General features: G+C 57.9%; 26 protein-coding genes and 1 tRNA gene. 23 read left to right on the plus strand and 4 right to left on the minus strand.

Annotated features, from left to right (window positions below):
- Positions 1-57 precede the first annotated feature (57 nt).
- The 5 genes from PFY00_RS14695 (at position 58) to lpdA (ending at position 7,983) form a co-directional block, all read left to right on the plus strand.
- Positions 58-3,339 carry a YhdP family protein gene (locus PFY00_RS14695; protein WP_271433337.1) on the plus strand — a complete coding sequence of 1,094 codons (3,282 nt, stop codon included), beginning with the start codon at positions 58-60 and terminating at the stop codon, positions 3,337-3,339.
- A gap of 14 nt (positions 3,340-3,353) precedes the next feature.
- Complete coding sequence (gene queA, locus PFY00_RS14700; RefSeq protein WP_271433338.1) at positions 3,354-4,400, plus strand: tRNA preQ1(34) S-adenosylmethionine ribosyltransferase-isomerase QueA; 1,047 nt, start codon at positions 3,354-3,356, stop codon at positions 4,398-4,400.
- Between the two features lie 159 nt (positions 4,401-4,559).
- Entirely contained in the window at positions 4,560-5,813 is a 1,254-nt protein-coding gene (locus tag PFY00_RS14705) for an MFS transporter (RefSeq protein WP_271433339.1), read from the plus strand.
- 118 nt (positions 5,814-5,931) lie between these two features.
- The gene (locus PFY00_RS14710) at positions 5,932-6,513 is read left to right on the plus strand and encodes a DUF924 family protein (protein WP_271433340.1); all 582 of its coding nucleotides are present in this window, start codon (positions 5,932-5,934) and stop codon (positions 6,511-6,513) included.
- Between the two features lie 75 nt (positions 6,514-6,588).
- Positions 6,589-7,983 carry a dihydrolipoyl dehydrogenase gene (gene lpdA / locus PFY00_RS14715; protein WP_271433341.1) on the plus strand — a complete coding sequence of 465 codons (1,395 nt, stop codon included), beginning with the start codon at positions 6,589-6,591 and terminating at the stop codon, positions 7,981-7,983.
- A 14-nt stretch (positions 7,984-7,997) separates the two neighbouring features.
- Here lpdA and PFY00_RS14720 read toward each other — a convergent pair whose 3' ends face one another.
- A complete protein-coding gene (locus PFY00_RS14720) occupies positions 7,998-8,609 on the minus strand; it encodes an HD domain-containing protein (RefSeq protein WP_271433342.1) in 612 nt (203 codons plus the stop codon).
- 72 nt (positions 8,610-8,681) lie between these two features.
- Here PFY00_RS14720 and PFY00_RS14725 point away from each other — a divergent pair, with 72 nt between their 5' ends.
- Entirely contained in the window at positions 8,682-9,107 is a 426-nt protein-coding gene (locus tag PFY00_RS14725; RefSeq protein WP_271433343.1) for a DUF1801 domain-containing protein, read from the plus strand.
- 70 nt (positions 9,108-9,177) lie between these two features.
- On the opposite strand, the gene PFY00_RS14730 is transcribed toward PFY00_RS14725, so the two are convergent.
- Positions 9,178-9,462: a hypothetical protein gene (locus PFY00_RS14730; protein WP_271433344.1), complete on the minus strand. Its 285-nt coding sequence runs from the start codon at positions 9,460-9,462 to the stop codon at positions 9,178-9,180.
- A 14-nt stretch (positions 9,463-9,476) separates the two neighbouring features.
- Positions 9,477-10,130 (minus strand): alpha/beta hydrolase, encoded by a 654-nt coding sequence (locus PFY00_RS14735; RefSeq protein WP_271433345.1) that lies wholly within the window; start codon positions 10,128-10,130, stop codon positions 9,477-9,479.
- A gap of 162 nt (positions 10,131-10,292) precedes the next feature.
- On the opposite strand from PFY00_RS14735, the gene iscR reads away from it, so the two are divergent.
- The 13 genes from iscR (at position 10,293) to PFY00_RS14800 (ending at position 20,196) form a co-directional block, all read left to right on the plus strand.
- The gene (gene iscR, locus PFY00_RS14740; RefSeq protein WP_271433346.1) at positions 10,293-10,760 is read left to right on the plus strand and encodes a Fe-S cluster assembly transcriptional regulator IscR; all 468 of its coding nucleotides are present in this window, start codon (positions 10,293-10,295) and stop codon (positions 10,758-10,760) included.
- 84 nt (positions 10,761-10,844) lie between these two features.
- Positions 10,845-11,888, plus strand: coding sequence for a cysteine desulfurase family protein (locus PFY00_RS14745; protein ID WP_271433347.1), 1,044 nt, complete (start codon positions 10,845-10,847; stop codon positions 11,886-11,888).
- A gap of 15 nt (positions 11,889-11,903) precedes the next feature.
- Positions 11,904-13,424, plus strand: a complete 1,521-nt coding sequence (sufB, locus tag PFY00_RS14750; protein ID WP_271433348.1) for a Fe-S cluster assembly protein SufB — start codon at positions 11,904-11,906, stop codon at positions 13,422-13,424.
- Positions 13,425-13,515: 91 nt separating this feature from the next.
- Positions 13,516-13,689 carry a hypothetical protein gene (locus PFY00_RS14755; protein WP_271433349.1) on the plus strand — a complete coding sequence of 58 codons (174 nt, stop codon included), beginning with the start codon at positions 13,516-13,518 and terminating at the stop codon, positions 13,687-13,689.
- A complete protein-coding gene (locus PFY00_RS14760; RefSeq protein WP_271433350.1) occupies positions 13,689-14,369 on the plus strand; it encodes an FkbM family methyltransferase in 681 nt (226 codons plus the stop codon). The genes PFY00_RS14755 and PFY00_RS14760 overlap by 1 nt, the downstream gene beginning before the upstream one ends.
- Positions 14,366-14,680: a heavy metal-binding domain-containing protein gene (locus PFY00_RS14765; protein WP_271433351.1), complete on the plus strand. Its 315-nt coding sequence runs from the start codon at positions 14,366-14,368 to the stop codon at positions 14,678-14,680. Before PFY00_RS14760 ends, PFY00_RS14765 begins: the two co-directional genes overlap by 4 nt.
- A 103-nt stretch (positions 14,681-14,783) precedes the next feature.
- Positions 14,784-15,200 carry a hypothetical protein gene (locus PFY00_RS14770; protein ID WP_271433352.1) on the plus strand — a complete coding sequence of 139 codons (417 nt, stop codon included), beginning with the start codon at positions 14,784-14,786 and terminating at the stop codon, positions 15,198-15,200.
- 22 nt (positions 15,201-15,222) lie between these two features.
- Positions 15,223-15,819, plus strand: a complete 597-nt coding sequence (locus tag PFY00_RS14775; protein WP_271433353.1) for a hypothetical protein — start codon at positions 15,223-15,225, stop codon at positions 15,817-15,819.
- 40 nt (positions 15,820-15,859) lie between these two features.
- Entirely contained in the window at positions 15,860-16,615 is a 756-nt protein-coding gene (sufC, locus tag PFY00_RS14780) for a Fe-S cluster assembly ATPase SufC (RefSeq protein WP_271433354.1), read from the plus strand.
- A complete protein-coding gene (locus tag PFY00_RS14785) occupies positions 16,615-17,913 on the plus strand; it encodes a SufB/SufD family protein (protein WP_271433355.1) in 1,299 nt (432 codons plus the stop codon). The genes sufC and PFY00_RS14785 overlap by 1 nt, the downstream gene beginning before the upstream one ends.
- Positions 17,914-18,402 (plus strand): YIP1 family protein, encoded by a 489-nt coding sequence (locus PFY00_RS14790; RefSeq protein ID WP_271433356.1) that lies wholly within the window; start codon positions 17,914-17,916, stop codon positions 18,400-18,402.
- The gene (locus PFY00_RS14795; protein ID WP_271433357.1) at positions 18,399-18,983 is read left to right on the plus strand and encodes a YIP1 family protein; all 585 of its coding nucleotides are present in this window, start codon (positions 18,399-18,401) and stop codon (positions 18,981-18,983) included. Before PFY00_RS14790 ends, PFY00_RS14795 begins: the two co-directional genes overlap by 4 nt.
- Positions 18,976-20,196 (plus strand): cysteine desulfurase, encoded by a 1,221-nt coding sequence (locus tag PFY00_RS14800; RefSeq protein WP_271433358.1) that lies wholly within the window; start codon positions 18,976-18,978, stop codon positions 20,194-20,196. Before PFY00_RS14795 ends, PFY00_RS14800 begins: the two co-directional genes overlap by 8 nt.
- Before the next feature lie 56 nt (positions 20,197-20,252).
- Here the strand turns inward: PFY00_RS14800 and PFY00_RS14805 are convergent, their stop codons facing one another.
- Entirely contained in the window at positions 20,253-21,758 is a 1,506-nt protein-coding gene (locus PFY00_RS14805) for a peroxidase family protein (RefSeq protein WP_271433359.1), read from the minus strand.
- 165 nt (positions 21,759-21,923) lie between these two features.
- Here PFY00_RS14805 and PFY00_RS14810 point away from each other — a divergent pair.
- The 4 genes from PFY00_RS14810 (at position 21,924) to PFY00_RS14825 (ending at position 24,185) form a co-directional block, all read left to right on the plus strand.
- Positions 21,924-22,000: transfer RNA gene (locus tag PFY00_RS14810), tRNA-Arg, on the plus strand.
- Between the two features lie 52 nt (positions 22,001-22,052).
- Entirely contained in the window at positions 22,053-22,805 is a 753-nt protein-coding gene (locus PFY00_RS14815; protein WP_271433360.1) for a helix-turn-helix domain-containing protein, read from the plus strand.
- 72 nt (positions 22,806-22,877) lie between these two features.
- Positions 22,878-23,258 carry a VOC family protein gene (locus PFY00_RS14820; protein WP_271433361.1) on the plus strand — a complete coding sequence of 127 codons (381 nt, stop codon included), beginning with the start codon at positions 22,878-22,880 and terminating at the stop codon, positions 23,256-23,258.
- Between the two features lie 141 nt (positions 23,259-23,399).
- Positions 23,400-24,185: a DUF2182 domain-containing protein gene (locus PFY00_RS14825; protein ID WP_271433362.1), complete on the plus strand. Its 786-nt coding sequence runs from the start codon at positions 23,400-23,402 to the stop codon at positions 24,183-24,185.
- Positions 24,186-24,193: the final 8 nt, after the last annotated feature.

Genomic DNA, 24,193 nt, shown 5'->3' on the forward strand with positions numbered 1-24,193 from the left:
GTTTGCGCTCAGGTGCGGCGCATGGACCAACAATAATCCGGAAAGGCTGAGCTTCCAGTGAGCGAGGGCGACAAGATCGAAAAATCGCAGCCCGAACGCCGAAAACGGCGTGGCGGTCTCGTCGTGCTTGCGGTTTTTGCCGCGCTTTGTCTGGCCATCGCCGGGGGCGCTTTTGCAATTATGGGCCGGACGCTCGATGCGCCGGTCTGGCTGCGTGAACGGATCGAGGCACGTCTGGCACAGGATTTGCCGGGCATGCGCGTCGCCTTCGGACGCATGAGTGTGCAGGTCGACAGTCTGGCGCTGTCGCGCATTATCCTTTGGGATGTGCGTCTTGATACCCAAGAGGGTCTGCCGGTGGCCGCGCTTTCGGATTTTGAGGCTGGCTTTAACACGCTGTCGCTGCTGCGCCGCTCTCCTGAATTGAAGACGGCTCAAATCTCCGGGGCTTTCGTTACGGTCACGCGCGACGCAGGTGGCAAACTGGGTTTGGCATTGGGCGATGCTTTTGCGGTCGGCTCCAATTCACCGGGCATTCCGGACATGATTTCCATCGTCGATCAGGCTTTTGCGGACCCGCGTCTTGCCGGGTTGAAAAGTGTTGATGCCGATGCTTTGACCATCCGTTTCGAAGATCAGCGCGCGCGGCGTGGCTGGACCGTTGATGGTGGGCGCCTGAAGATTACAAGAAGCGGCAACACGCTGGATTTGTTCGGAGACTTCGCTCTGTTGAGCGGGGGAGCTGGTGTCGCTTCGATCGAGTTGAACGCCAGCAGCCCGATTGGTGGCACCTCGGTGGATTTTGGCGTGTCGTTGCGGGATCTGGCCGCCAAAGACATTGCCAGCCAGTCACCGGCGCTTGCGTGGCTCGAGGCAATTGATGCGCCGATCTCGGGCGCTTTGCGGTCGCGGCTGGACGACGATGGCCGTTTGGGTCCTTTGAATGCGACCCTACAGATCGCTGGCGGGGTTTTGCAGCCCAACGCGCAGACAAAGCCTGTGCCGTTTGACAGCGCACGCGCGTATTTCACCTATGTTCCAGACCTCGGCCAACTGCGATTTGATGAAATTTCGGTTACATCGCCGCTGGGCCGAGTGTCAGCGGATGGCACGGCCAAGCTGGAAGGTCTGGATCAAGGATGGCCGACCGCGCTGCTGGGGCAGGTGCGGCTGTCGCAGATTGCCTTGTCCAAAGGCACGTTGCTTGATCGGGATTTCGCGCTCAAGGGCGCGGACATGGATTTCAAGCTGTTGTTGCGGCCGTTCGAAGTGAAGCTGGGGCAGCTTAGCCTGTCAGATCCTGATTTGCCTTTGCGTGCATCGGGCCGATTGGTGGCCCGGCCGGATGGATGGCAGTTGGCGCTGGATGCCACCGCGCGCGAAACCAACCCGGAACAGGTGATGTCGTTCTGGCCAGAAGACCTGAAGCCAAAGCCACGTAAATGGGTGTCGGAACATGTTCTGGGCGGAACGCTGAGCGATGTCATCTTTTCGCTGCGGGCAGAACCCGGTGAAAAGCCAGTAACCTATCTGGATTTTGCCTTTGATGACGGTCACGTTCTTTACAACAAGAAGTTGCCACCGGTCCGCAACGGCAAGGGACGCCTCAGCATCTTTGACAACCGTCTTGGGCTCAGGCTGGAAAAAGGCACGATAACCCCGGCCACTGGCGGAACGATCGACGTGGCTGGCAGCGAATTTGTCATGACCGAGATCAACAAACCGGGCGGACCGGGTGAAGTGAAGCTCAAGGCACGCGGGCCGGTCAAAGCTGCACTGTCATATATCGACAACGACGCCTGGCGCGTTTTGGCCAAGGTTAAACGCACGCCGGATATCGCTAACGGTGTGGCAGAGGTTACGGGGCGCATCGCGCTGCCATTGCGCCGCGGCGTGAAACTGTCGGAAATAGCGCTCGACCTGAAGGGCACTGCCCGTGATGTGACCAGCGCAGTTGTTCCGGGTCGCGATCTGACATCTCAAGAACTGGCCTTTGCCGTGACCAACAGCCAATTGGTCATAGACGGTCCGGTGACCTTGTCGGGCGTCCGGGCCAAAGGGCAATGGGTGCAGCCGTTCAATGGCAAGGCAGGTCAAATCACTGCCGATCTGCAAATCGACCAAAAGGGGCTGGCTGCCTTTGGTGTGGATTTGCCTGATGGGTTCCTAACCGGCTCAGGCAGCGGCCGGTTGACCGTGGATTTGGTGAAAAACAGCGCCCCGCAATTTGCCGTTCAAAGCGGGCTGGCCGGGATTGGCCTTGCCATCCCACAATTAGGCTGGCGGTTGTCCAAAGCAGCCAAAGGCAGTTTCCGCGTGGCTGGCAGCTTATCGGAGCCTGCTCAAATTGACGCGCTGTCTCTGTCGGCGGGCGGTCTGGATGCCAAAGGCAAGTTGTCACTGGCCGCGAACGGCGGCTTTGAAGAGTTGCGGCTCGATACGGTCAAGCTGGGCGGTTGGCTGGATGTCACAGGCCGCCTGCGGGGGCGCGGCAAAGGGCAGGCCCCTGCAGTAGAAGTGTCGGGCGGATCGGTGGATTTGCGGCGGGCAGCCTTTGGCGGCGGTTCCGGCTCAGGCGACGGCTCGGCATCCGGGGCGGGTGTGCCATTGAACATATCTCTCGACAGGTTGCGGGTCACTGACAGCATAGACCTGCAGCGCTTTGCCGGAGAATTCGTCGCGGGCGCAGGTATGGAAGGGCGTTTTTCTGCCCTGCTTGGCGATGCACCGATTACGGGCCGGGTCTTGCCACAAAACGGGCGCAGCGCGTTCCGGGTGCGCGGCGAGGACGCGGGCGACATCCTGAAGGCGGCGGGCCTGATCAAAACGGTCCAGAACGGGACATTCAAACTGGATCTGGCGCCTGTACGCGGCACCACTGGCAGCTATGACGGCGATCTGACGATCGAAGGCGCGCGCCTGCGCAACGCACCGGCGATCGGTGCGCTTTTGGATGCAATCAGCATTGTCGGCCTGATCGATCAGTTGAATGGGCCTGGCATCTTTTTTGCCGAGGTTGACGCGCGGTTTCGTCTGACCCCAAACCGGGTGGTTCTGACCCGATCCAGCGCGGTTGGGCCTTCAATGGGGATTTCAATGGATGGCTACTACGATATGGCTTCGGGCCAGATGGACATGCAGGGTGTCCTGTCCCCGATCTATATCCTCAACGGCATTGGCCGCCTGATTTCGCGCAAAGGCGAAGGGCTGATCGGGTTCAATTTCAACCTGCGCGGCCCGATTGCGCAGCCGCAGGTCACGGTCAATCCGCTTTCTGTCTTCACCCCGGGCATGTTCCGTGACATTTTCCGCAGACCTCCGCCGCAGGTCTCACAATAACCCCGGACAGACTTATGAAATTGAGCGATTTCGACTTTGACCTTCCCGAAGGTCTCATTGCGACGCGCCCGGCATCGCCACGATCCTCGGCACGGCTGCTGGTTGCCGAGGGCGACCGGATCACGGATGCGCGTGTGACCCAACTGACCGATTGGCTGCGCCCCGGTGATCGGTTGATCCTCAATGACACTAAGGTGATCCCGGCGCGGTTATCGGGTCTGCGCAAACGGCTGGGCGACAGCGGGCTGACCGAAGCCCGGATCGAGGCAACCTTGCTTGAGCCGCAGTCAGACGGCAGCTGGGCCGCACTGGTCAAACCTTTGAAAAAGGTAAGAGACGGTGAAGTCATCACGTTTTCGGCAGACCTGAGCGCGACTCTGGAAGGGCGCTCGGACGGGCAGGCGACATTGAAGTTCAACCTTGAAGGCGATGATTTCGATGCGGCCTTGTCAGCCGCAGGGGCCATGCCTTTGCCGCCCTACATCGCCGCCAAACGCCCGGCAGATCAGCGCGACCATGAGGATTATCAAACCGTATGGGCGCGCAACAAAGGGGCGGTAGCGGCGCCGACGGCGTCGCTGCACTTTGATGCGCCGTTGCTCAAGGCGCTCTCCGAGCATGGCGTGCAGTTCACGCATGTCACTCTGCACGTGGGCGCAGGCACCTTTTTGCCGGTCAAAGTGGATGATGTGACCACCCACAAGATGCACGGGGAATGGGGGCAGGTCAGCGAACAGGCGGCCGCTCAAATCGCTGAGACACGATCCAGCGGTGGTCGGATTATTCCGGTCGGGACAACCGCGCTGCGGCTTATTGAAACCGCGTCGCGTGACGGGGCCATTGCGCCCTATGAAGGCGTGACGGATATTTTCATCTACCCGGGATTCAAATTCAATGTGACCGACGCGTTGATGACGAATTTCCATCTGCCCAAAAGCACGTTGATGATGTTGGTCTCGGCTTTGATGGGCCCGGAACGCATCAAGTCCATCTATGCCCATGCGATTAAAGAACAATACCGGTTCTTTTCCTACGGTGACGCGTCTTTGCTGATGCCCTAGCAGCCGGTCTGCTCAATGCGCATTTCTTGTGCATAGGCGTGATCCAAGCGCTGTAATCCATGCCCCATATGCGACACGCCGCTGATTTGGGGGTCGCATCCAACCAAGTGCTTGCAGCGCGATTCCGATAGTGCGAGGGGCAGGGCAACGGAGGCCGCCATGTTTGATGTTTTGAAAAATTCCTGGGCATTGATGCTGGGCATGTTGTTGCTGATGGTTGGCAATGGCCTGCAAGGTACGTTGCTGGGTGTCCGGGGGCCCGCCGAAGGGTTTTCCTCGCTCGAAATGTCTGTGGTGATGTCGGCCTATTTCGCTGGCTTTTTGTTTGCGTCACGCATGACGCCCGACATGATCCGCCGTGTGGGTCACGTCCGCGTTTTTGCGGCCTTGGGATCGTTGGTTTCGGCCGTTTTGCTGTTGTTTCCGGCGCTCAAGGACCCCATTGCATGGAGCCTGGGGCGGGCTGTGATCGGCTTTTGCTTTTGCGGTGTGTACGTCACTGCTGAAAGCTGGCTGAACAATTCGGCGACCAATGAAACTCGGGGCAAGGCCCTGTCGCTCTACATGATCATGCAAATGTCCGGGATCATCATTGCGCAAGGCCTGCTGGTGGTGCCGGATTCAAGCGGCTTTTTGTTGTTTGTGATCCCCTCGATCCTCGTTTCGATCGCCTTTGCCCCGATTTTGCTTTCGGTCTCGCCAACCCCGGCCTTTGACACCACCAAACCTATGAACCTGCGTGAACTCTATCGGGTGTCGCCATTGGGCTGCGTCGGGCTGTTTCTACTGGGCGGAGTCTTTTCGGCCCAGTTCGGTATGGCGGCGGTTTATGCGACCGAAGTTGGTCTGAGCCTTGGCCAGATTTCGATCTTTGTTGCGGCCTTTTACGTAGGGGCTTTGGTGATGCAATACCCGCTGGGCTGGATGTCTGACCGCATGGATCGTCGTTGGTTGATTATGATGGCAGCTGTTTTAGGAGGCGCCGCGGCGGTGGTATCGTTGCTTTTTGGTGCCTATTTCCCCGTGTTGACGGCCGCCGCGTTTCTCATCGGTGGGACGTCAAATCCGCTTTATTCGCTGCTCATCGCCTATACCAACGACTTTTTGGAAGTCGATGATATGGCCAGCGCATCCGCAGGCTTGTTGTTCATCAACGGTATGGGCGCGATCTCGGGTCCGCTTCTGATCGGTTGGTTGATGCAAACCTTTGGTCCACCAGGATTTTTCGGCCTGATCGCGGCCTCGCTTCTGACGATGGCACTCTATGCGGCCTACCGGATGACACAGCGCTCTGCGCCTTCGATCGAGGACACAGGCGCCTACGCACCGATCCTGCCATCGTCCACTCCGGTGGTCATGGAAGTGGCGCAGGAATACGCCATCGAAACGGCAGAAGAGGAAGAAGCCGCATAATTCCCCTTACGGTTTGTCAGGAAATGACAAAATTCGTGATTGTGGAAAACTGCATTCGCGTGTCAGAACTTATCCACAGGCAATGACCGCGAGGTCTGACAAACGCAAGGAGAGGGGCATGTCAACGCCCGAAGATATCCTGGCCTTTTGGCTGGACGAGGTTGGCCCAGAGGGCTGGTACAAGCAGGACGATGCGCTGGACGCAAAAATCCGCGAACGGTTTTTACCTACGCTGGAAGGCGCGCTGGATGGCCGCTTTGCGCTATGGCTGACCTATCCCAGCGGCACGCTGGCCTACCTGATCCTGCTTGATCAGTTTTCGCGAAACATCTTCCGCGATCAGGCCCGCGCCTTTGCTGCGGATCGGATTGCCTTGGCTGCGGCCAAACAGGCGCTGCATCGCGGCTGGGATCTGAAGATTGACGGTGAGGCGCGGCAGTTCTTCTACATGCCGCTCATGCATTCAGAGAACCTGTGTGATCAGGATCGTTGCGTGCGTCTGATGAAAGAGCGCCTCTCGGACAGCCCGTCGAACCTGTTGCATGCGCGTGCGCACCGCGAAGTGATCCGCCGCTTTGGCCGTTTCCCCACCCGCAACGAAGCGCTGTCGCGTATTCACCGAGACGATGAACGTCAGTTTTTCGAGATGGGTGGTTACGGCGAAGTGCTGCGCGGATTGGAACAGACCGAAGCGGCCTGACACTGCGGCAAAGCCGCGTTGCCCCCCGCTTGGGGATAGGCTAGCGTTCTCCTGTTGAGGAAATGGGGGGACGTTATGGGCGCGAAAAGCTTTGATATGATCGTGATCGGCGCAGGGCCGGGTGGCTATGTTGCAGCCATTCGAGGCGCGCAACTGGGTCTCAAGGTTGCCATTGTCGAACGTGAGCACATGGGCGGTATCTGTCTGAACTGGGGCTGCATTCCGACCAAGGCCATGCTGCGTTCGTCTGAGATCTTCCATTTCATGCACCGTGCATCGGAGTATGGCCTCAAGGCCGAAGGCATCGGATTTGACCTGGACGCTGTCGTGAAAAGATCCCGCGGCGTAGCAAAACAATTGAATTCCGGGGTCACTCATCTGCTGAAAAAGAACAAGGTCACCGCCTTTATGGGGGAGGCCACAGTGACGGCAAAGGGCAAGGTTTCCGTCAAGACCGACAAGGGCACAGAAGCGCTGGAGTCCGCCAACATTGTGTTGGCAACTGGCGCGCGGGCCCGCGAGCTGCCGGGGCTCGAGGCAGACGGCGATCTGGTTTGGACCTACAAACATGCACTTGTGCCAAAGCGTATGCCTAACAAGCTTCTGGTGATCGGCTCAGGGGCTATCGGTATTGAGTTTGCCAGCTTTTACAACACGTTGGGCGCTGAGGTCACGGTTGTTGAAGTTATGGATCGTATTCTTCCGGTTGAAGACGCCGAGATCAGCAGCTTTGCAAAGAAGGCTTTCGAAAAGCAGGGTATGACCATTCGCGAAAAGGCGATGGTGAAACAGCTGGACCGCGGCAAAGGAAAAGTCACCGCACATATCGAACAGGGCGGGAAGGTCGAAACGTCGGAATACGACACGGTCATTTCTGCCGTGGGGATTGTGGGCAATACCGAAGGGCTCGGCCTTGAAGCATTGGGCGTCAAAGTGGACCGGACCCATGTGGTCACCGATCCCTTCTGCCGGACTGGCGTCGAGGGGGTCTACGCGATTGGTGATCTAGCCGGTGCGCCTTGGCTTGCACACAAGGCAAGCCACGAAGGTGTCATGGTGGCAGAATTGATTGCTGGGGGGCATCCGCATGCCGTCGATCCTGACAGCATCGCCGGGTGCACCTATTGTCATCCGCAAGTCGCCAGCGTGGGCCTGACTGAGGCGCAGGCCAAGGAACAGGGCTATGAAATCAAGGTTGGACGGTTCCCATTTATCGGCAACGGCAAAGCCATTGCCTTGGGCGAGCCTGAGGGCCTAGTAAAAACCGTTTTCGATGCCAAAACAGGTGCGCTTTTGGGCGCGCACATGATTGGGGCCGAAGTTACCGAGCTGATCCAAGGCTATGTGGTGGGCAGGCAGTTGGAAACCACCGAAGAGGACCTGATGCAGACTGTCTTCCCGCATCCAACGCTGTCAGAAATGATGCATGAATCCGTCTTGGATGCCTGGGGACGTGCGATCCATTTCTGAACGCATCCTCAGGATCAGATGGTTGGATTGTCGCCGGCCAATCGGGACAGCAATGCACGCGCCTTTGGTTTAAGCCATTCCCACAACGCGGGCGCGCCGCTTGCGATTTTTGGTGCAACACGGGTTTCGAAGGTCTCAATCGTCACGCCATAGTCTGTCCAGCTTCCGCCGCCAGCGGCCAGGTTCAGGTTGGGTGGCGCGAATCTGTCCAGCGACTTGGCGAAACGGGCCTCTGGCGTTTCATTGGCCTCGAATTCATCCCAAAGCTGCCTGAAAGCCTTGGCCTGATCTTCAGGCAAGAGACCGAATATGCGCGTTGCTGCGGCTTGTTCGGCCTGTTCAATGGCGGCGACATCATGGTCTCCGAAAACAGGCGCATCCCCTGCATCGATTTCGACCAGATCATGCAGCAGTAGCATCTTGATAACTGTCCCGATCTCAACCGGTTCTGGCGCGTGTTCGGCCAGTGTTAGCGCATACAGCGCAATGTGCCAGCTGTGCTCGGCTGAGTTTTCGAACCGATCGCCCGTGCTGATGCGCGTTGCGCGTGAAACGGATTTGAGTTTGCAGGCCTCATAGAGAAAAGCCATTTGCGCATCGAGGCGGGGGGTGATCGGACTGGTCATGCGGCGCTGATGGCACGGGCGCGGCTGCGCAATCAAGCGAGATATGCTACATTGGCCATAGTGGAGGCGCGTATGAGTGGTAACAAGACCGTACCAACAGACCAATCCGTCGATGATTTTCTGAATGCCGTAGAGCCGGCCGGACGCGCGGCCGATGCACTTGTGCTGGATACACTGTTTCGCTCGGTTACCGGCTGGGAGCCGAAAATGTGGGGCGGCTCGATCGTGGGGTACGGGCAATATGCCTATCGCTACGACAGTGGCCGCGAGGGCGAGTTTCTTGCCACTGGGTTTGCGCCGCGCAAGGCCAAAATGGTCGTCTATATCATGCCGGGCTATGCAGATTTCAGCGAGATTCTGTCCCGGCTCGGACCTCATAAGCTGGGAAAGTCCTGCCTATATCTTGGGGCACTGTCGAAGGTGGATCTGGATGTTCTGGCCGAACTGATCCGCGCGGGTCTGAAGGATCTGGGTGCGCGCTATTCGTTGCAGCCCTGAGGCTGAAACGAACCTGCTTGGGCATTTCAAGGCTTTGAAAAAAATCGGTATTTCTATTGTCTGTCTGCGCTTAGAGGTTCTCGTTGTCTGATGAAGGCGCAACCGCATCCGGAATATCGCGGCCTTCTTTCTTGGCCTGCAAAGCGGCTTTGACATGGTCATTAAGAAAGACCCGGGCACGCCTTTCGGCAAGCCGGATCCGGATCGAGGTCAGATAGGCCTCTTCGGATGTTTGCGAGGAGGCGCCCAACACCTTGGCCACCTGCTCGTAGAGACGATCATCGCCGAGAGCGTCCATCGCCTTGATCGTATCAGCGGCCAGTTTGTCAGCCAGATCTTCGAGAACCTTGGACATGATGGCGATCCTTTTTAGCGGGTGGTCTCCGTAAGGCGGCGTTTCACGTAGCCGGTTACATTGCCAATCATTTCGTCCATGTAGGGCTCTTCAAAGAAGTGTCCCGAGCCATCAATCTCGTCATGGGTGATTGTGATGCCCTTTTGATCGTGCAGCTTGTTCACCAGCGAACGGGTATCCGCCGGCGGCGCAACACGGTCATTTGTGCCGTTGATGATCAAACCCGAGCTGGGGCAGGGGGCCAGGAACGAAAAGTCATACATGTTCGCGGGTGGGCTGACTGATACGAAACCGGTGATTTCCGGGCGGCGCATCAGCAACTGCATCCCGATCCAAGCGCCAAAGCTGAAGCCGGCAACCCAGCAGTGCTTGGAGTTCTGGTTCATGGACTGAAGGTAGTCGAGGGCCGATGCGGCATCGGAAAGCTCACCCACGCCCTGATCGTATTCGCCCTGACTGCGGCCAACGCCGCGGAAATTGAAGCGCAGGACGGTAAAGCCCATGTTGTAGAAGGCGTAATGCAGGTTGTAGACGACCTTGTTGTTCATCGTTCCGCCAAATTGCGGATGGGGATGAAGCACGATTGCGATCGGTGCATCACGGTCTTTTTGCGGATGATAGCGGCCTTCCAGGCGGCCTTCGGGTCCGGGAAATATTACCTCGGGCATGGGGCGTTCAGGGCTCCTCTGGGGTGCGTGGCTATTCTTGACGAATTTGCTCTGACACCTTAGAATGGTTCTAATCGCGGGGAGTCCCGCTGAATTCGGCTTTGATGCAGATAGGCAATTGGTCGGGCGAGGTCAATTGCCTAGCTTTTGGGGGGTGTCGCGGTGAAACTGAGTACAAAGGGTCGTTACGCCATGGTTGCGTTGACCGATATCGCGCTGCAACCCCAAGACGGACTGGTCACTCTGGGCGATATTTCCAGACGTCAGGACGTCTCGCTGCCCTATCTTGAACAGCTATTCGTAAAGCTGCGGAGGGCCGGTCTGGTGGAATCGGTGCGCGGCCCGGGCGGGGGATACCGTTTGGCCAAAAGCGCCGCCGACATTCGCGTCGTCGATGTTCTGGCCGCGGTCGACGAAACGGTTGATGCGATGCACAAGGGCGCTGGCGCATCCGGTGCCGCCTCGGGCAGCCGTGCACAGTCCTTGACCAACCGCTTGTGGCAAAGCCTGTCCGCGCAGGTCTATGTTTTCCTGCATCAGGCGCGGCTGTCGGATGTCGTGGCCAACACGCTCGCGCCATGCCCGGCAGTGCCTGAGTTATTTGCGGTGGTCGATGATGCCGACGAGTAACCTTGGCGCTGTTCCCAACACCTTGGGGGACGCTGTCCCCCAAACCCCCTGGGATATTTGCGGCACAAAGAAACAGGGCCTTTCATGAGCAGGGTTTACCTTGACTGGAATGCCACTGCGCCTTTGCGCCCTGAGGCGCGCAGCGCGATGATTGCGGCGATGGACGTGGTCGGGAACCCGTCTTCGGTGCATGCCGAGGGGCGGGCCGCGAAGGCATTGGTTGAAACAGCCCGGGCGCAGGTGGCTGCCGCCTTTGGCGCCGATGGGGCAGATGTGGTGTTTGTTTCGGGTGCAACCGAAGCGGCCGCGCTGGCCTGTGCTGGTCGCGATTTGGTGGGCGCTGACATCGAGCATGATGCTGTCGCGTCTTGGATCGAGCCGAGCCTGTCTTTGACGGAGAGTGGCCAGGTCGAAGTGACGGAGCCCGGCAGGTCTGTTGTGCAACTGGCCAATTCCGAAACCGGCGTCATTCAGGACTTACCCAAGGGGATAGCCGTTGTGGACGCCACGCAGGCGTTTGGAAAGCTGCCCGTCGCCTTTAACTGGATGGATGCTGAGATGGCGCTGATTTCAGCGCACAAGCTGGGCGGGCCCAAGGGAATTGGCGCGTTGGTTCTGAAGCGCGGCACTGACATTGCCGCGCAAATCAAGGGCGGCGGGCAGGAGATGGGGCGGCGTTCAGGCACTGAGAACGTGATTGGCATCGCTGGATTCGGTGCAGCCGCCGAGGCCGCTGCCCGTGATCTCGAGGCCGGTGTTTGGTCCGAAGTGGAAAAACTTAGAAATATTCTAGAAAAAACCATTGAGGCTGCCGCCGATACGACTATTTTTGTCGGGAAAGGTGCGGCGCGTCTTCCGAATACCAGTTGTTTTGCCACTCCGGGGTGGAAGGGTGAGACGCAGGTGATGCAGATGGATCTGTCCGGTTATGCCGTGAGCGCCGGTTCAGCCTGCAGCTCGGGCAAGGTGCGCGCCAGCCGCGTGTTGCGCGCCATGGGTTATGACGATGCGGTGGCCAGCAGCGCCATCAGGGTGAGCCTGGGACCGCAGACAACAGAAGATGATGTGTTGGGTTTCGCGAAAACCTGGCTTGGGAAATACGAACGGCACCGCGCGCGGGCCGCTTAACGGAAGGATAGGCAGATGGCAGCTTTGGACGAAGTCACGGTCAAGGAAGGCGTCGATGCGGAAACCGTAGAAGCGGTCAAATCCGTTGGCACCTACAAGCACGGCTGGGAAACCGAGATTGAAATGGAATACGCCCCAAAGGGGCTGACCCCGGATATCGTGCGCCTGATCTCAGAAAAGAACGGTGAGCCACAGTGGATGCTGGACTGGCGTCTGGCGGCCTACGAGCGCTGGCTTCAAAAAGAAGAGCCGCAGTGGGCCATGGTCGACTATCCTGAAATCGATTTTCAGGACCAGTATTACTATGCGCGCCCCAAGAGCATGATGGAAAAGCCGAAGTCCTTGGATGAGGTCGATCCCAAGCTGCTGGAAACCTATGAAAAGCTGGGTATCCCGCTAAAGGAACAGATGATTCTTGCCGGTGTTGAAGGTGCCGAAGACATGCCCGCCGAGGGGCGCAAGGTTGCCGTGGATGCTGTCTTTGATTCCGTATCTGTCGGCACCACGTTTCAGGCGGAACTGAAAAAGGCGGGTGTGATCTTCTGCTCGATCTCTGAAGCCATCAAGGAGCACCCCGAACTTGTCCGGAAGTATCTGGGATCGGTCGTGCCGGTTTCGGACAACTACTATGCCACGCTGAACAGCGCTGTGTTTTCGGACGGCTCATTTGTCTATGTGCCGCCGGGCGTGCGGTGCCCGATGGAGCTTTCGACGTACTTCCGTATCAACGCGGAAAACACCGGCCAGTTCGAGCGCACGCTGATCATCGCGGACAAGGGTTCGTACGTCAGCTATCTGGAAGGCTGCACCGCCCCGCAGCGCGACACGTCGCAGCTGCATGCGGCGGTCGTCGAGATCATCATCGAGGAAGATGCAGAGGTGAAGTATTCTACCGTGCAGAACTGGTTCCCGGGCGATGAAGACGGCAAGGGCGGCATCTACAACTTTGTCACCAAGCGCGCGGATTGCCGTGGCGATCGGGCCAAGGTGATGTGGACGCAGGTTGAAACCGGATCGGCGGTGACCTGGAAATACCCATCCTGCATTCTGCGCGGCAACGAAAGCCAGGGCGAATTCTATTCCATCGCCATCGCCAACAACTACCAGCAGGCGGATACCGGCACCAAAATGGTTCACCTTGGCAAGAACACCAAGTCGCGGATCGTGTCCAAGGGCATCAGCGCGGGCAAGGCGCAGAATACCTACCGTGGCCTTGTTTCCATGCACCCCAAGGCAAAGGACAGCCGCAACTACACCCAATGCGACAGCCTGTTGATCGGTGACAAATGCGGGGCCCACACGGTTCCCTACATCGAAGTCAAAAACAACAGCAGCCGCGTGGAGCACGAGGCGACTACGTCCAAGGTGGATGATGATCAGCTGTTCTATTGCCGTCAGCGCGGCATGGACGAGGAAGAAGCCGTGGCCCTTGTGGTCAATGGATTCTGCCGTGACGTTCTGCAGGCGCTGCCGATGGAGTTTGCCATGGAAGCGCAGCAGCTGGTGGCAATTTCACTGGAAGGCTCTGTGGGCTAACGGCCTGATCGGGGCTGTTCTGCAGCCTTTGAACGGGGCCGTTGCGCAGGCGAATGTGCGACAGGCGGTATTGAGGGGGCTCGAAACTTAAATGGGTTTGCGGCTTGCAACATCGGTTTTGACGGGCGTCTTCTGCGCCGGTTTTGCCTTGGTCATCGATCTGGTGACCGATGCCTTGCCGATGTTGCTGGTTATCGTCATGGCCTTTGCGTCAGGCTTTCTCGGCAGTCTTTTTGCACAGCTTGTGCTGGGGCGCGACAAGTGATGGAGCAGGTTCGCGCACATATCGACGGGCATGATCTGGTGTTCCATCTCAATGCCGACCGTTGTCCGATCCAGGGGCGTCATCGAGTGGGCAAGTTCTATGAACGGGCTGATCTGGATCGCCTGTCCGAGACTGTGAAACCCGGTGCGCATGTTTTGGATGTGGGTGCGAATGTTGGAAATCACGCGATCTATTTCGCGACCTTGATGGGGGCAGCGCGCGTGACCTGCATTGAGCCGAACCCAGTCGCAATCGAAGCTTTGCGCGCCAATGTGCAGGCCAATGGTCTGGATGACATCATCGTGCTGGATGCGCTGGGCATTGGGCTGTCCGATGCCTCGGATGACGGTTACAAAATCAAACGTCATGCAACCAATCTGGGCGCTGCCCGGCTGAAGAAAGGTGGCGACATCGAGGTTCATCCCGGTGATGCTCTCTTTGCGGATGAGACGGTTGATCTGATCAAGGTCGACGTGGAAGGCATGGAAATGCAGGTTCTGCACGGTTTCCAACAAGTGGTCAGCCAACAGAAACCTGCCTTGTTTGTCGAAGTCGATGAAGCCAACGATGCAGTCTTTCATGACTGGTTGGAGGCGCAGGGCTATCGCGTGCTCTGGCATTCCAAGCATCAGCAGGCCAATTGCAATTATTTCGCGCAACCCATTGAGGTGAATTCATGATTTTGACAACGACACCCAGTATCGAAGGCCGCAAGATTATTGACTATCGCGGTATTGTGGTTGGTGAAGCCATCATGGGCGCCAACGTCGTACGCGATTTCTTTGCTGGGATTACCGACATTGTGGGGGGGCGCTCTCAGGCCTACGAAAGCAAACTGCAGGACGCTCGTGACACCGCAATGCGTGAGCTGGAACAGCGGGCCGCGGCTTTGGGCGGCGATGCCGTCGTTGGTGTTGATCTTGATTACGAAGTGGTTGGCGACTCGATGCTGATGGTTTCAGCCTCAGGCACGGCGGTGGTTCTGGAATAGATGACGCATCGCCCCGAAATAAATCGGCTTTGGCCAAATTTCTGGCGCTCTTTGGCGTCAGAATCTGCTTTGGACATTAGACGTTCAAAAGCAGGAGCGATTCATGAGTGCTGCGCAACGCAATACATTTCAGGAACGGGCCGCGCGGCTGAGGTTGGCAGACCAGCAGGCGCGCGCAACGTCGACACCCATCGAAGAGCCGGACCCGCGCGCCAACGCCAAAGAACTCGCGATGGATATCGCGCAGGCGCTGGGCGTGGTGCTGTTGTTCATGCTGGGGCACGCCGTGCTCTGGCTGTTTCTGGACGGAATATTCCCGCCGGGATTCATGAGCTCGGGTTTTGCGGCCATGGCATCCCTGCTGCTCTTTACGCTGAAGGCCGACAGTTCAAAGGCCATGTGGGGCGGCGGGCTGGCCGGGATATGGATTGCCGTTTTGGCCGGGCCCTATCTGTCTGGGTTTGCGCCGACATGGGCGGTCTGGCTGATTTCTCCCGGGGCGAACGCACCGTTGCCCTGACGCAGGGCACAGGGGGGCGTGGATGACACAGACCCTTTCGCGCCCCGAACTGACATTGCCAGACGCCGAGGCTGCGCTTTTGCAGCGCGCTTATGAGAGCGCTGATGTGATCCTTGAATATGGGTCTGGCGGCAGCACTGTTCTGGCGTCTGAAATGCCCGGAAAAACTGTCTTTAGCGTTGAGTCTGATCAGGCTTGGGCGCAAATGATGCGCGATTGGTTTGCGTCGCATCCCGCTGCGGCGGGCACGACTGTCGATATGATTTGGTCCGACATTGGCGCGACCAAGGAATGGGGTCATCCAGTAGACGCCAGCGAATGGCGGCGGTTTGCGCGCTATCCACTCGAGGTTTGGGGCTTGAAAGAGTTTCGCCAGCCAGACGTCGTTCTGGTGGATGGACGCTTTCGCCAAGGCTGCGCATTGGCCACGGCCTTCATGACCAAAAAACCTGTCGAAGTGCTGTTCGACGACTATGTCCAGCGCAAACATTACCACAAGGTCGAGGACTTTCTCGGCTCCCCGGAAATCACCGGGCGTATGGCGCGATTTCGTGTCGTGCCCCAGCCCATCCCGCCTGAAAAGCTTCTTCAGGTGATCCGATTCATGCAGAACCCCTGATCGGGCTGCACACAAAGAGATAAGAACGAGGAAGAAAACCATGTTGGAAATCAAGAACCTGCACGTCAAGCTGGAAGAAGAGGACAAGGTCATCCTCAAGGGTGTCGATCTGACGGTCGAGAGTGGCAAGGTCCACGCGATCATGGGCCCCAACGGTTCGGGCAAGTCCACTTTGTCCTATGTTCTGTCCGGCAAGGACGGATACGAAGTCACCGATGGTGAGGCCTCGCTGCTGGGCGAAGACATTCTGGAAATGGAGCCGGAAGAGCGCGCTGCTGCGGGTCTCTTTTTGGCATTCCAGTACCCGGTGGAAATCCCCGGTGTGGGCAACATGACCTTCCTGCGCACCGCCGTAAACGCGCAGCGCAAGGCTCGCGGTCAGGAAGAAATGAACGCGACCGAGTTTCTCAAGGAAGTGCGCGCAAGAGCCAAGGATCTGAAGATCGACGCCGATATGCTGAAGCGCCCGGTGAATGTCGGTTTTTCTGGCGGTGAGAAAAAGCGCAACGAAATCCTGCAGATGGCCATGCTTGAGCCCAAGATGTGCATCCTCGATGAAACAGATTCCGGTCTGGATGTGGATGCGATGAAGCTGGTTGCAGAAGGCGTGAATGCCCTGCGGGATGAAGGCCGTGGCTTTTTGGTGATCACGCATTACCAGCGCCTTCTGGATCACATCAAACCGGACGTGGTTCACATCATGGCAAATGGCCGCATTGTGAAAACCGGCGGTCCTGAGCTGGCTCTGGAAGTTGAAAACAACGGCTACGCCGACATCCTCGCGGAGGTGGCATAATGGCTCTGGCCCCTGTCACAGCAATTTTGACACCGCGCAAGCAAGAGGCCACCGAGGCCCGACTTGCCGCGATGACAATGCCCGCGGGTGGATGGTCGGACGCGGCCAGACAAGATGCGGTCGCACGCGTTCGTGCAATGGGTTTGCCCGGTGCGCGCGACGAATACTGGAAATACACCAAGCCCGAAGGCTTTGTGGATGTGCAGGCACAGGCGGCCGCCGTTTTCCAAAGCGACGAAGCCCCGATGTTCGACGAATTGGATCGGTTGAAAATCGTCTTTGTGGACGGTGTGTTCGATGCGGATGCGTCGGATGATCTTGCGCTTGAGGGGGTCTCGATTGACCGTCTCGCCGAAGCAGCAGACATCCACTGGGCCAAGGATCTCTACGGCGTTCTGGAAGAACGTGGGCAGGATCCCGTTCAGCGGCCATTGGCCTCTTTGAACACGGCATACGCAACCGATGGCATTTTGATCCATGTCACCGGCAAACCGTCTAAGCCGATCAACCTGATCTACCGGCATGCATCCGAGCAATCGGATGCGATTCTGCACCATGTGATCAAGGTGGACGCCGGAGCCGAGGCAACGATCCTTGAAAACGGCCCAGCGGCGTCGCGTTTCAACAAATGCATGGAAGTCGACGTCGCCGACACGGGGCGTTTGCATCATGTCCGTGCGCAGGGCCGCGACCATGAACGCCGGGCCATCACGCACATCTTTGCGCGTCTTGGAACGGAATCCACCTTCAAGAGCTTTACGCTCACGGTGAATGGCGTGATGACCCGCAACGAATGTGTGCTGGAGCTGACGGGCGACGATGCCGAAGCCCATGTCGCGGGTGCCTGCATGGGCGATGGCAATTTCCACCACGATGACACCGTGTTTGTCACTCATGACGCAGTAAATTGCGAAAGCCGTCAGGTTTTCAAAAAGGTGCTGCGCAATGGGGCAACGGGCGTGTTCCAAGGCAAGATTCTGGTGAAGGAAGGTGCTCAGAAAACGGACGGCTATCAGATCAGCCAGTCGCTTCTTTTGGATGACGATAGCCAGTTCCTCGCCAAGCCGGAGCTTGAAATCTATGCTGACGATGTGGCCTGTTCGCATGGTTCCACGTCGGGTGCGATTGACGAAGATGGCCTGTTCTACCTGCGTGCCCGGGGTGTTCCGCGCGGCATGGCCGAAGACCTCATGACGATCGCCTTTATCGCAGAAGCGGTTCAGGAAATCGAAAACGAGGATATTCAGGAGCAGATCAACAATCGCGTCGCTGGATGGCTGGAAAGGCGCCGTGGCTAAGTGCCTGTAACCACGGACATTGTGGCCACCTACAAGGGGCCCGGTGCTGTTGTTCAGCGCCATCTTGCACGCGGCGAGTCTGAGCCGCGTGCTCTGGTCTTCTTGATGTCGGCCTGTGCGGTGACGTTTATCGCGCAGTGGCCCAAACTGGCGCGGCAGGCGCATCTGGAACAGGTTGAGCTTAACCCGCTTTTGGGTGCGTCCTTGATGGCATGGCTCTTTCTTGCGCCGCTGTTCCTTTACGCGATTGCCTTTGTGGCCCATCTGATCGCCCGGGCCTTAGGCGGACAGGGAACCAGCTTTGGATCACGTCTGGCGCTGTTCTGGGCCTTTTTGGCTGCATCGCCACTGATGCTGCTCGAAGGCTTGGTCGGCGGGTTCATCGGTCCCGGCCCGTCCATGCAACTGGTTGGATTGCTGTGGTTGATTGCCTTTGGTCTGTTTTGGTTGCTGGGTATGCGCGCGGCCCACAGGAAATCTGCCACATGACCTTTGCCGGGTTTCTGGGTCTCGCGTTGCAGACCATCAAAGCGCCGCGAGACGTGGCGCGATTGTTGCTCTCGGCGCGTCTCAGCAGCGAGGCATTGTGGACCGCTTTTGCGCTGGTCGTGGTTCTGAACACGCTGGTGTTCTCAGCGACGATTGCTTTGATGCCGCAAGATGGGTTCGGGCTCTTGGGGAATCCGGTTGCGTTTATGGTAGTGCAGGCCGCCGCGCTTGCCGGTGCCGTCATCGCCATCGCGAGCATCGGGCGCGCCATGGGCGGCAAGGCCGATCTGGCGCAGGTGGCTGTGCTGTTGATCTGGCTGCAATCGCTTCGGGTTCTTGCGCAGGCCGCCTTGATGATCATCGGGATCGCCTCGCAGCCACTGGCGGCGGGTCTGGCGCTGGGAGTCAGCGTCCTTGGCATCTGGCTGTCCATGAACTTTATCGACGAAGCCCATGAATTGGGTAGTCTTTTCAAATCAGCCGGGGTGCTGATACTGGCTTTGATGGCATTGGCTGTGGGGCTTTCCCTACTGTTGTCTTTGCTCGGGGTCGTGCCGCAGGGGATGAACGGATATGTATGACGTAGAAACGATCCGAAAGGACTTTCCGATCCTTTCGCGCGAAGTGAACGGCAAGCCGCTTGTGTATTTGGACAATGGTGCTTCGGCCCAGAAACCGCAGATTGTGATCGACGCTGTTACGCGGGGCTATGCCGAAGAATATGCGAACGTACATCGCGGTCTGCATTATTTGTCCAATCTCGCCACGGACAAATACGAAGGTGTGCGTGATGTGATTGCACGGTTTCTGGGGGCCAAGGATTCCGAAGAGATCGTCTACACGACCGGCACGACAATGGGCATCAACCTTGTCGCCTATGGCTGGGCTATGGAGCAGCTGAGCGCTGGGGATGAGATCATCCTGTCGGTCATGGAGCACCATGCCAACATCGTGCCTTGGCACTTCTTGCGGGAACGCATGGGCGTAAAACTGGTTTGGGTCGATGTGGACAGCACGGGGCATCTGGATCCGCAAAAGGTGCTGGACGCAATCACGCCGCGGACCAAACTGATCGCTGTCACGCAGGTGTCGAATGTCTTGGGCACGGTTGTTGATGTGAAAACCATTTGTGCCGGCGCGCAGGCGCAGGGCGTCCCGGTGTTGGTCGATGGCAGCCAGGCCGCTGTACACATGCCGGTCAATGTCGAAGAGATCGGCTGCGATTTCTATGCCATCACTGGACACAAGCTGTATGGCCCCTCGGCATCCGGAGCGATCTGGATTCGGCGGGCCCGTATGGATGAGATGCGGCCGTTCATGGGCGGCGGTGACATGATCCGCGAAGTCCACAAGGATGAAATCACGTGGAACGACCCGCCAATGAAGTTCGAGGCGGGCACGCCCGGCATCGTGCAACAGATCGGTTTGGGTGTTGCGCTGGAATACATGATGGGCGTCGGCATGGAGAATATTGCCGCGCATGAAGCTAAACTGCGCAACTACACCCGTTCAAAACTCGACGGGCTGAACTGGTTGCAAGTGCAGGGCACGACAGCGAACAAGGCCGCGATCTTCTCGTTCACGCTCGATGGGGCAGGGCACGCGCACGACATCTCGACCATTCTGGACAAAAAGGGCGTGGCAGTCCGCGCGGGCCAGCACTGCGTCGGGCCGTTGATGGATCATTTGGGTCTGAACGCCACCTGCCGCGCATCCTTTGGGATGTACAATACCGAAGCCGAGGTGGACACGCTGGTCGAAGCGCTGGAACTGGCGCATGAATTGCTGGGCTAAAGGCGCGGCAGATTTGTGAGGTTGGGCGGCAAACATGGCTGCCGCCCACTCTTGTTTTATCCTGCCTGAAGACGATCGGCGTATTTGATTTTGTCGCGGTGCTTTTCCACGAACGCCATCAATGATCCAAAGGTCATATCCTTGCCACCAAACCCGTGCCACGGCTCGAAACCGGGCTGGTGCAAGACGCTGGTTTTGTCCAGCCGCAACAGTCTGAGCAGGACCCAAGCCACGATGGTGCCCCCGACGCCATCCAGCTTTTGCTGGCCGCTCGCATCAGCCTCTTCCAGTGTGTAGAACCACAGTGGTGTTTTCTCGATGTTGTGCTTGGCCAAGACTTCAGGCACCGGCAGAGGATTCAAGCCCAGGTGTTGGGCAACCTGCTGGCCCGAAGCGAGTTCCAGTGCGAGTCGATCGCGCAGCACATTGCGAAGCGGCAGACGGCGCGCCAGTTGGTTTTCCAATGTCACGCCCGGGAATTCAATCGGACCGCTGATGAACGGCAGCTCGAACAACGGTGACGCAACTTTTGTGCCGACTGGGCGCGCTCTGGGCGCGGTCTCGCCTCCAATGTCAAACATCATGTTCATGTCGAGGTTCGCCTCAACCGGACGGCGCTTGAAACCGTGATGTGTGAAGAAACCGATGGGTTCCGCTCCGTGCTTCAGGGCGTATTTGATCTGCGCTGTGGCATGACCGAACCGGTATGCAGCGCCTGCAAATTCGACCGGCATGATGGCTGCGTCTGACGGAAAGGCATCAGGATGCTGGGCCTTGATGATGGCGGATTCCGTCACAAAGGCGGGCAGGAACCGCTTCATGATCAGCCACTGATAGTGCCAGCGAATAAACTGACGAACTGCATTAAAGTCTTTCAGTTTTGGGACGACTTTGTCCGTCCAGTTCGAGGATCCCATGCCGGCATCGACAAAGTCATCCATCTCTTCGTCCAGGTGCGGGTCATCCTGTTTGTAGGACATCAGGATGTTGTGCAGACAGACAAAGGCCCCCTGAATTTGGCTGACAAAGATGTTTTCGTCATTCCGTGGATCGCCGATCAGCGCTGTGCCTTGGTCATTGCGCGCCAAATCCAGCGGATTGTCTTTGCGTCCGAACAGCATAAAACCTTCGGCCTCTTCCAGATCCGGGTTCTGGTTCACGTTGACATAGAGATGCGGGCTCGCTTCCGGGCCGTCCCCATAGACACAGTCCAGATCAAGCGCAGGCGTGCGGACGTTCCGAATAAAACTCGGGTCGATTTGGGTTCCGATGGTTGAGGTCGCATCCAGCGTCACGTCATGATCGATGAACTGGCCGATGAAGGTCATCCCGGCCTCGGCCGGACCATCGTCATTGTCGACTGCGCGCATGGGATCGATCATGTGATTAAAGATTTCCGCAAGATCCTGAAGCTCGCCGCTCCATTGCAGGGGGTTTGAAACTTTGGGCAAAAGCCGGCCAAAGGTTTGCGGCAGTTTGCGCGGGTCCATCCTCATCGTACCTTTGGCACAATGCTCCATCAATTTGTCGAACCGTGAAAGTCCGTGTTGAACGTTGGTCATGAATCTCTCCTTTAAAATTGACCGAAGTGGCCGAACCGATGACCACATGGACGCAGTTTTCCGGATGTGCGTGAGGGTTACGTGATCGGTTCGTAAAAAGGTCAGACCATCGCGCGTGTTTTGGGGATTGCGAGGCAGTGGCACTGTGATAATACAGGGCGGAATGCACCCGTAGCTCAGCTGGATAGAGCGCTGCCCTCCGAAGGCAGAGGCCAGAGGTTCGAATCCTCTCGGGTGCGCCATCTTCCCTAATGGTCTAAGCTGCAATCAGGTTGGCTGTCGGAGTGTGTGGTGGTGCCAGATGCGATTTATGATCCCAAAGGCAACGGCAAGGACAAGTCGGTAGACACTGTTACCTTTGTCGAGGCTGAACCGCCCGAAGCGCTTCGTGGGATCGTGCACAGGTATCTTTGGCTGAAAACAGATGCCCCATTGGCTCAGGACTATCGGTTTCATGCGCTGCCGGATGCCTGCACCTATGTGGTCTTTGATCAGAGGGTTCGAACGGTTGCCGGGGTGACCAAGCTGCGCGCGCAGTCCGAAGAGTTCAACCTTGGCCGCGTGTTCCATTTTGTGAACATTCGTTTTCTGCCCGGGGTCTGGCAGGAGGCGCGTCACCCGGCCGTGCACGGGCTGGTGGAAACGCCCTATGCCGGACTCTTGCCGCTGCAAGAGGTCAACGCGCAGCTTGACCAACCCGGGCTGGATGCCTGCGTTCCCGTCTTGTCGGATTTCGTCACCGGTTTGGTCCGGGACGGGATCGTTGCGCGCAATCCGATAACCGAGGCGATCTTTGCGCATCTGGATGATGTGAAATCCGTGGCCGACATGGCGCGGGCGACAGGGTTGTCTGCCCGGCAACTGCAAAGAAGGCTCAAGCAAAGCACCGGGTTTTCACCGCATGACTTTCTCAAAGTGCTCAGACTGCAGCAATCATTGAATGGCGAGGACACGTGGTCTTATGCGGATCAGTCTCATTTCATCCATTCGTTCCGAAATGCCACGGGCTACACGCCCGGCCGCTACGCAAAAAAGTTTGATGTCTGAAATCTACAATACGGCATTGGGGTGTGCCGTTTAGATACCTGTCAGGACAACACTTGATGACAGGAGACGACAATGACCAAGATGAACGCAGTGGGATGGTTTGACATCTTTGTGGACGATATGGACCGCGCCGCCGGTTTTTACGCCGAGGTGTTCGGCGCACCTCTGGAACCGATGGGTGATCCGACCGGCGAGTCGCAGATGATGGCCTTTAGCGCCGATATGGATTGCTATGGCGCAGGTGGGGCCCTGTCCAAAACAGAACACGGGCGTCCGGGACCGGGTGGCACCGTGGTCTATTTCATGGTGCAAGACTGCGCCGTACAGCAAGACAGGGTTGCGCAGGCCGGGGGTACGGTGATCCGGCCCAAGTTCTCGATTGGTGAATTTGGCTTTGTCACTCTGTGTCAGGATACCGAAGGCAATATCTTTGGTTTGAATTCAATGAAGTAAAACGACATTGATATAAGAAAAACGACAGGCGATCGCTGTTTCAGCGGTCGCTTTACGCAACGTCAATATAAATTGAGTTGCCGTGCAAAAAGCACTTTGCGACGGTCGCGAAAATCGAATCAGACGGCGGGGAGGGCCACGATGATACGACCGTTGCGTGACCTTCTCTGGCTGGGGTTCTTTGCGCTCATTCTTGCCGCCTGGGTTTGGCTCTACATGATGGCCATGGGCATGGGGCTGGACTGGCTGGGTCGTCCCGTCACCGCCATGGCAGAAAAGATGCGCATGATGGACCCGCGCATGGACATGTACATGCCCATGGCGGAATTCGGCCCGGTCTTTGCCATGTGGGCGATCATGATGGCTGCAATGATGCTGCCGACAATGGTGCCCACCCTGCGTGCCTATGAAGACCTGATCCGCAGCGCAGATGGATCGCGCCGCGGCTGGCTGGGCCTGCTGGGCGGATACATGATTGCGTGGATCGGCTTTGCGGCACTGATCGCAGCGGTGCAGCTGGCACTGTTGTTCGGCGGCGTTGTGGACATGCTGGGCATTTTCACGTCGACCCTGTTGCAAGGTGGCCTGTTGATCGTCGTTGGCGCATTCCAGTTCACCCGCGCCAAAGAAGTCTGCCACGGTGTCTGCCATGCACCCATGCATTATTTCCTTGGAAACTGGCGCAGCGGAACCCTCGGCGGATTGCGTATGGGGCTGGGGCTTGGCGCGTTCTGTGTTGGCTGCTGCTGGGGCTTTATGGCGCTGGGCTTTGTCGGCGGCGTCATGAGCCTTTTGTGGATGGGATTGGCGACATTTTTCATGGTGCTGGAAAAACTTCCGCAAATCGGTCACCGTATCATCAAACCTCTGGGCGTCGCCCTGATCCTCGGAGGTGTGGTGGTCATCGCCACGCCGCTGTTCATGTAAGGAGAAAG

The organism is Thalassococcus lentus (assembly GCF_028023555.1).
GTDB lineage: Bacteria > Pseudomonadota > Alphaproteobacteria > Rhodobacterales > Rhodobacteraceae > Thalassococcus_A > Thalassococcus_A lentus.

Coding starts and splice junctions, on each gene's coding strand:
- PFY00_RS14705 (WP_271433339.1), top strand. CDS start 4,560: ATGTTTGATGTTTTGAAAAATTCCTGGGCATTGATGCTGGGCATGTTG.
- PFY00_RS14710 (WP_271433340.1), top strand. CDS start 5,932: ATGTCAACGCCCGAAGATATCCTGGCCTTTTGGCTGGACGAGGTTGGC.
- queA (WP_271433338.1), top strand. CDS start 3,354: ATGAAATTGAGCGATTTCGACTTTGACCTTCCCGAAGGTCTCATTGCG.
- PFY00_RS14820 (WP_271433361.1), top strand. CDS start 22,878: ATGACCAAGATGAACGCAGTGGGATGGTTTGACATCTTTGTGGACGAT.
- lpdA (WP_271433341.1), top strand. CDS start 6,589: ATGGGCGCGAAAAGCTTTGATATGATCGTGATCGGCGCAGGGCCGGGT.
- PFY00_RS14825 (WP_271433362.1), top strand. CDS start 23,400: ATGATACGACCGTTGCGTGACCTTCTCTGGCTGGGGTTCTTTGCGCTC.
- PFY00_RS14730 (WP_271433344.1), bottom strand. CDS start 9,462: ATGTCCAAGGTTCTCGAAGATCTGGCTGACAAACTGGCCGCTGATACG.
- PFY00_RS14755 (WP_271433349.1), top strand. CDS start 13,516: ATGGGTTTGCGGCTTGCAACATCGGTTTTGACGGGCGTCTTCTGCGCC.
- sufC (WP_271433354.1), top strand. CDS start 15,860: ATGTTGGAAATCAAGAACCTGCACGTCAAGCTGGAAGAAGAGGACAAG.
- PFY00_RS14720 (WP_271433342.1), bottom strand. CDS start 8,609: ATGACCAGTCCGATCACCCCCCGCCTCGATGCGCAAATGGCTTTTCTC.
- PFY00_RS14795 (WP_271433357.1), top strand. CDS start 18,399: ATGACCTTTGCCGGGTTTCTGGGTCTCGCGTTGCAGACCATCAAAGCG.
- PFY00_RS14745 (WP_271433347.1), top strand. CDS start 10,845: ATGAGCAGGGTTTACCTTGACTGGAATGCCACTGCGCCTTTGCGCCCT.
- sufB (WP_271433348.1), top strand. CDS start 11,904: ATGGCAGCTTTGGACGAAGTCACGGTCAAGGAAGGCGTCGATGCGGAA.
- PFY00_RS14760 (WP_271433350.1), top strand. CDS start 13,689: ATGGAGCAGGTTCGCGCACATATCGACGGGCATGATCTGGTGTTCCAT.
- PFY00_RS14735 (WP_271433345.1), bottom strand. CDS start 10,130: ATGCCCGAGGTAATATTTCCCGGACCCGAAGGCCGCCTGGAAGGCCGC.
- PFY00_RS14770 (WP_271433352.1), top strand. CDS start 14,784: ATGAGTGCTGCGCAACGCAATACATTTCAGGAACGGGCCGCGCGGCTG.
- PFY00_RS14775 (WP_271433353.1), top strand. CDS start 15,223: ATGACACAGACCCTTTCGCGCCCCGAACTGACATTGCCAGACGCCGAG.
- PFY00_RS14785 (WP_271433355.1), top strand. CDS start 16,615: ATGGCTCTGGCCCCTGTCACAGCAATTTTGACACCGCGCAAGCAAGAG.
- PFY00_RS14800 (WP_271433358.1), top strand. CDS start 18,976: ATGTATGACGTAGAAACGATCCGAAAGGACTTTCCGATCCTTTCGCGC.
- PFY00_RS14805 (WP_271433359.1), bottom strand. CDS start 21,758: ATGACCAACGTTCAACACGGACTTTCACGGTTCGACAAATTGATGGAG.
- PFY00_RS14725 (WP_271433343.1), top strand. CDS start 8,682: ATGAGTGGTAACAAGACCGTACCAACAGACCAATCCGTCGATGATTTT.
- PFY00_RS14765 (WP_271433351.1), top strand. CDS start 14,366: ATGATTTTGACAACGACACCCAGTATCGAAGGCCGCAAGATTATTGAC.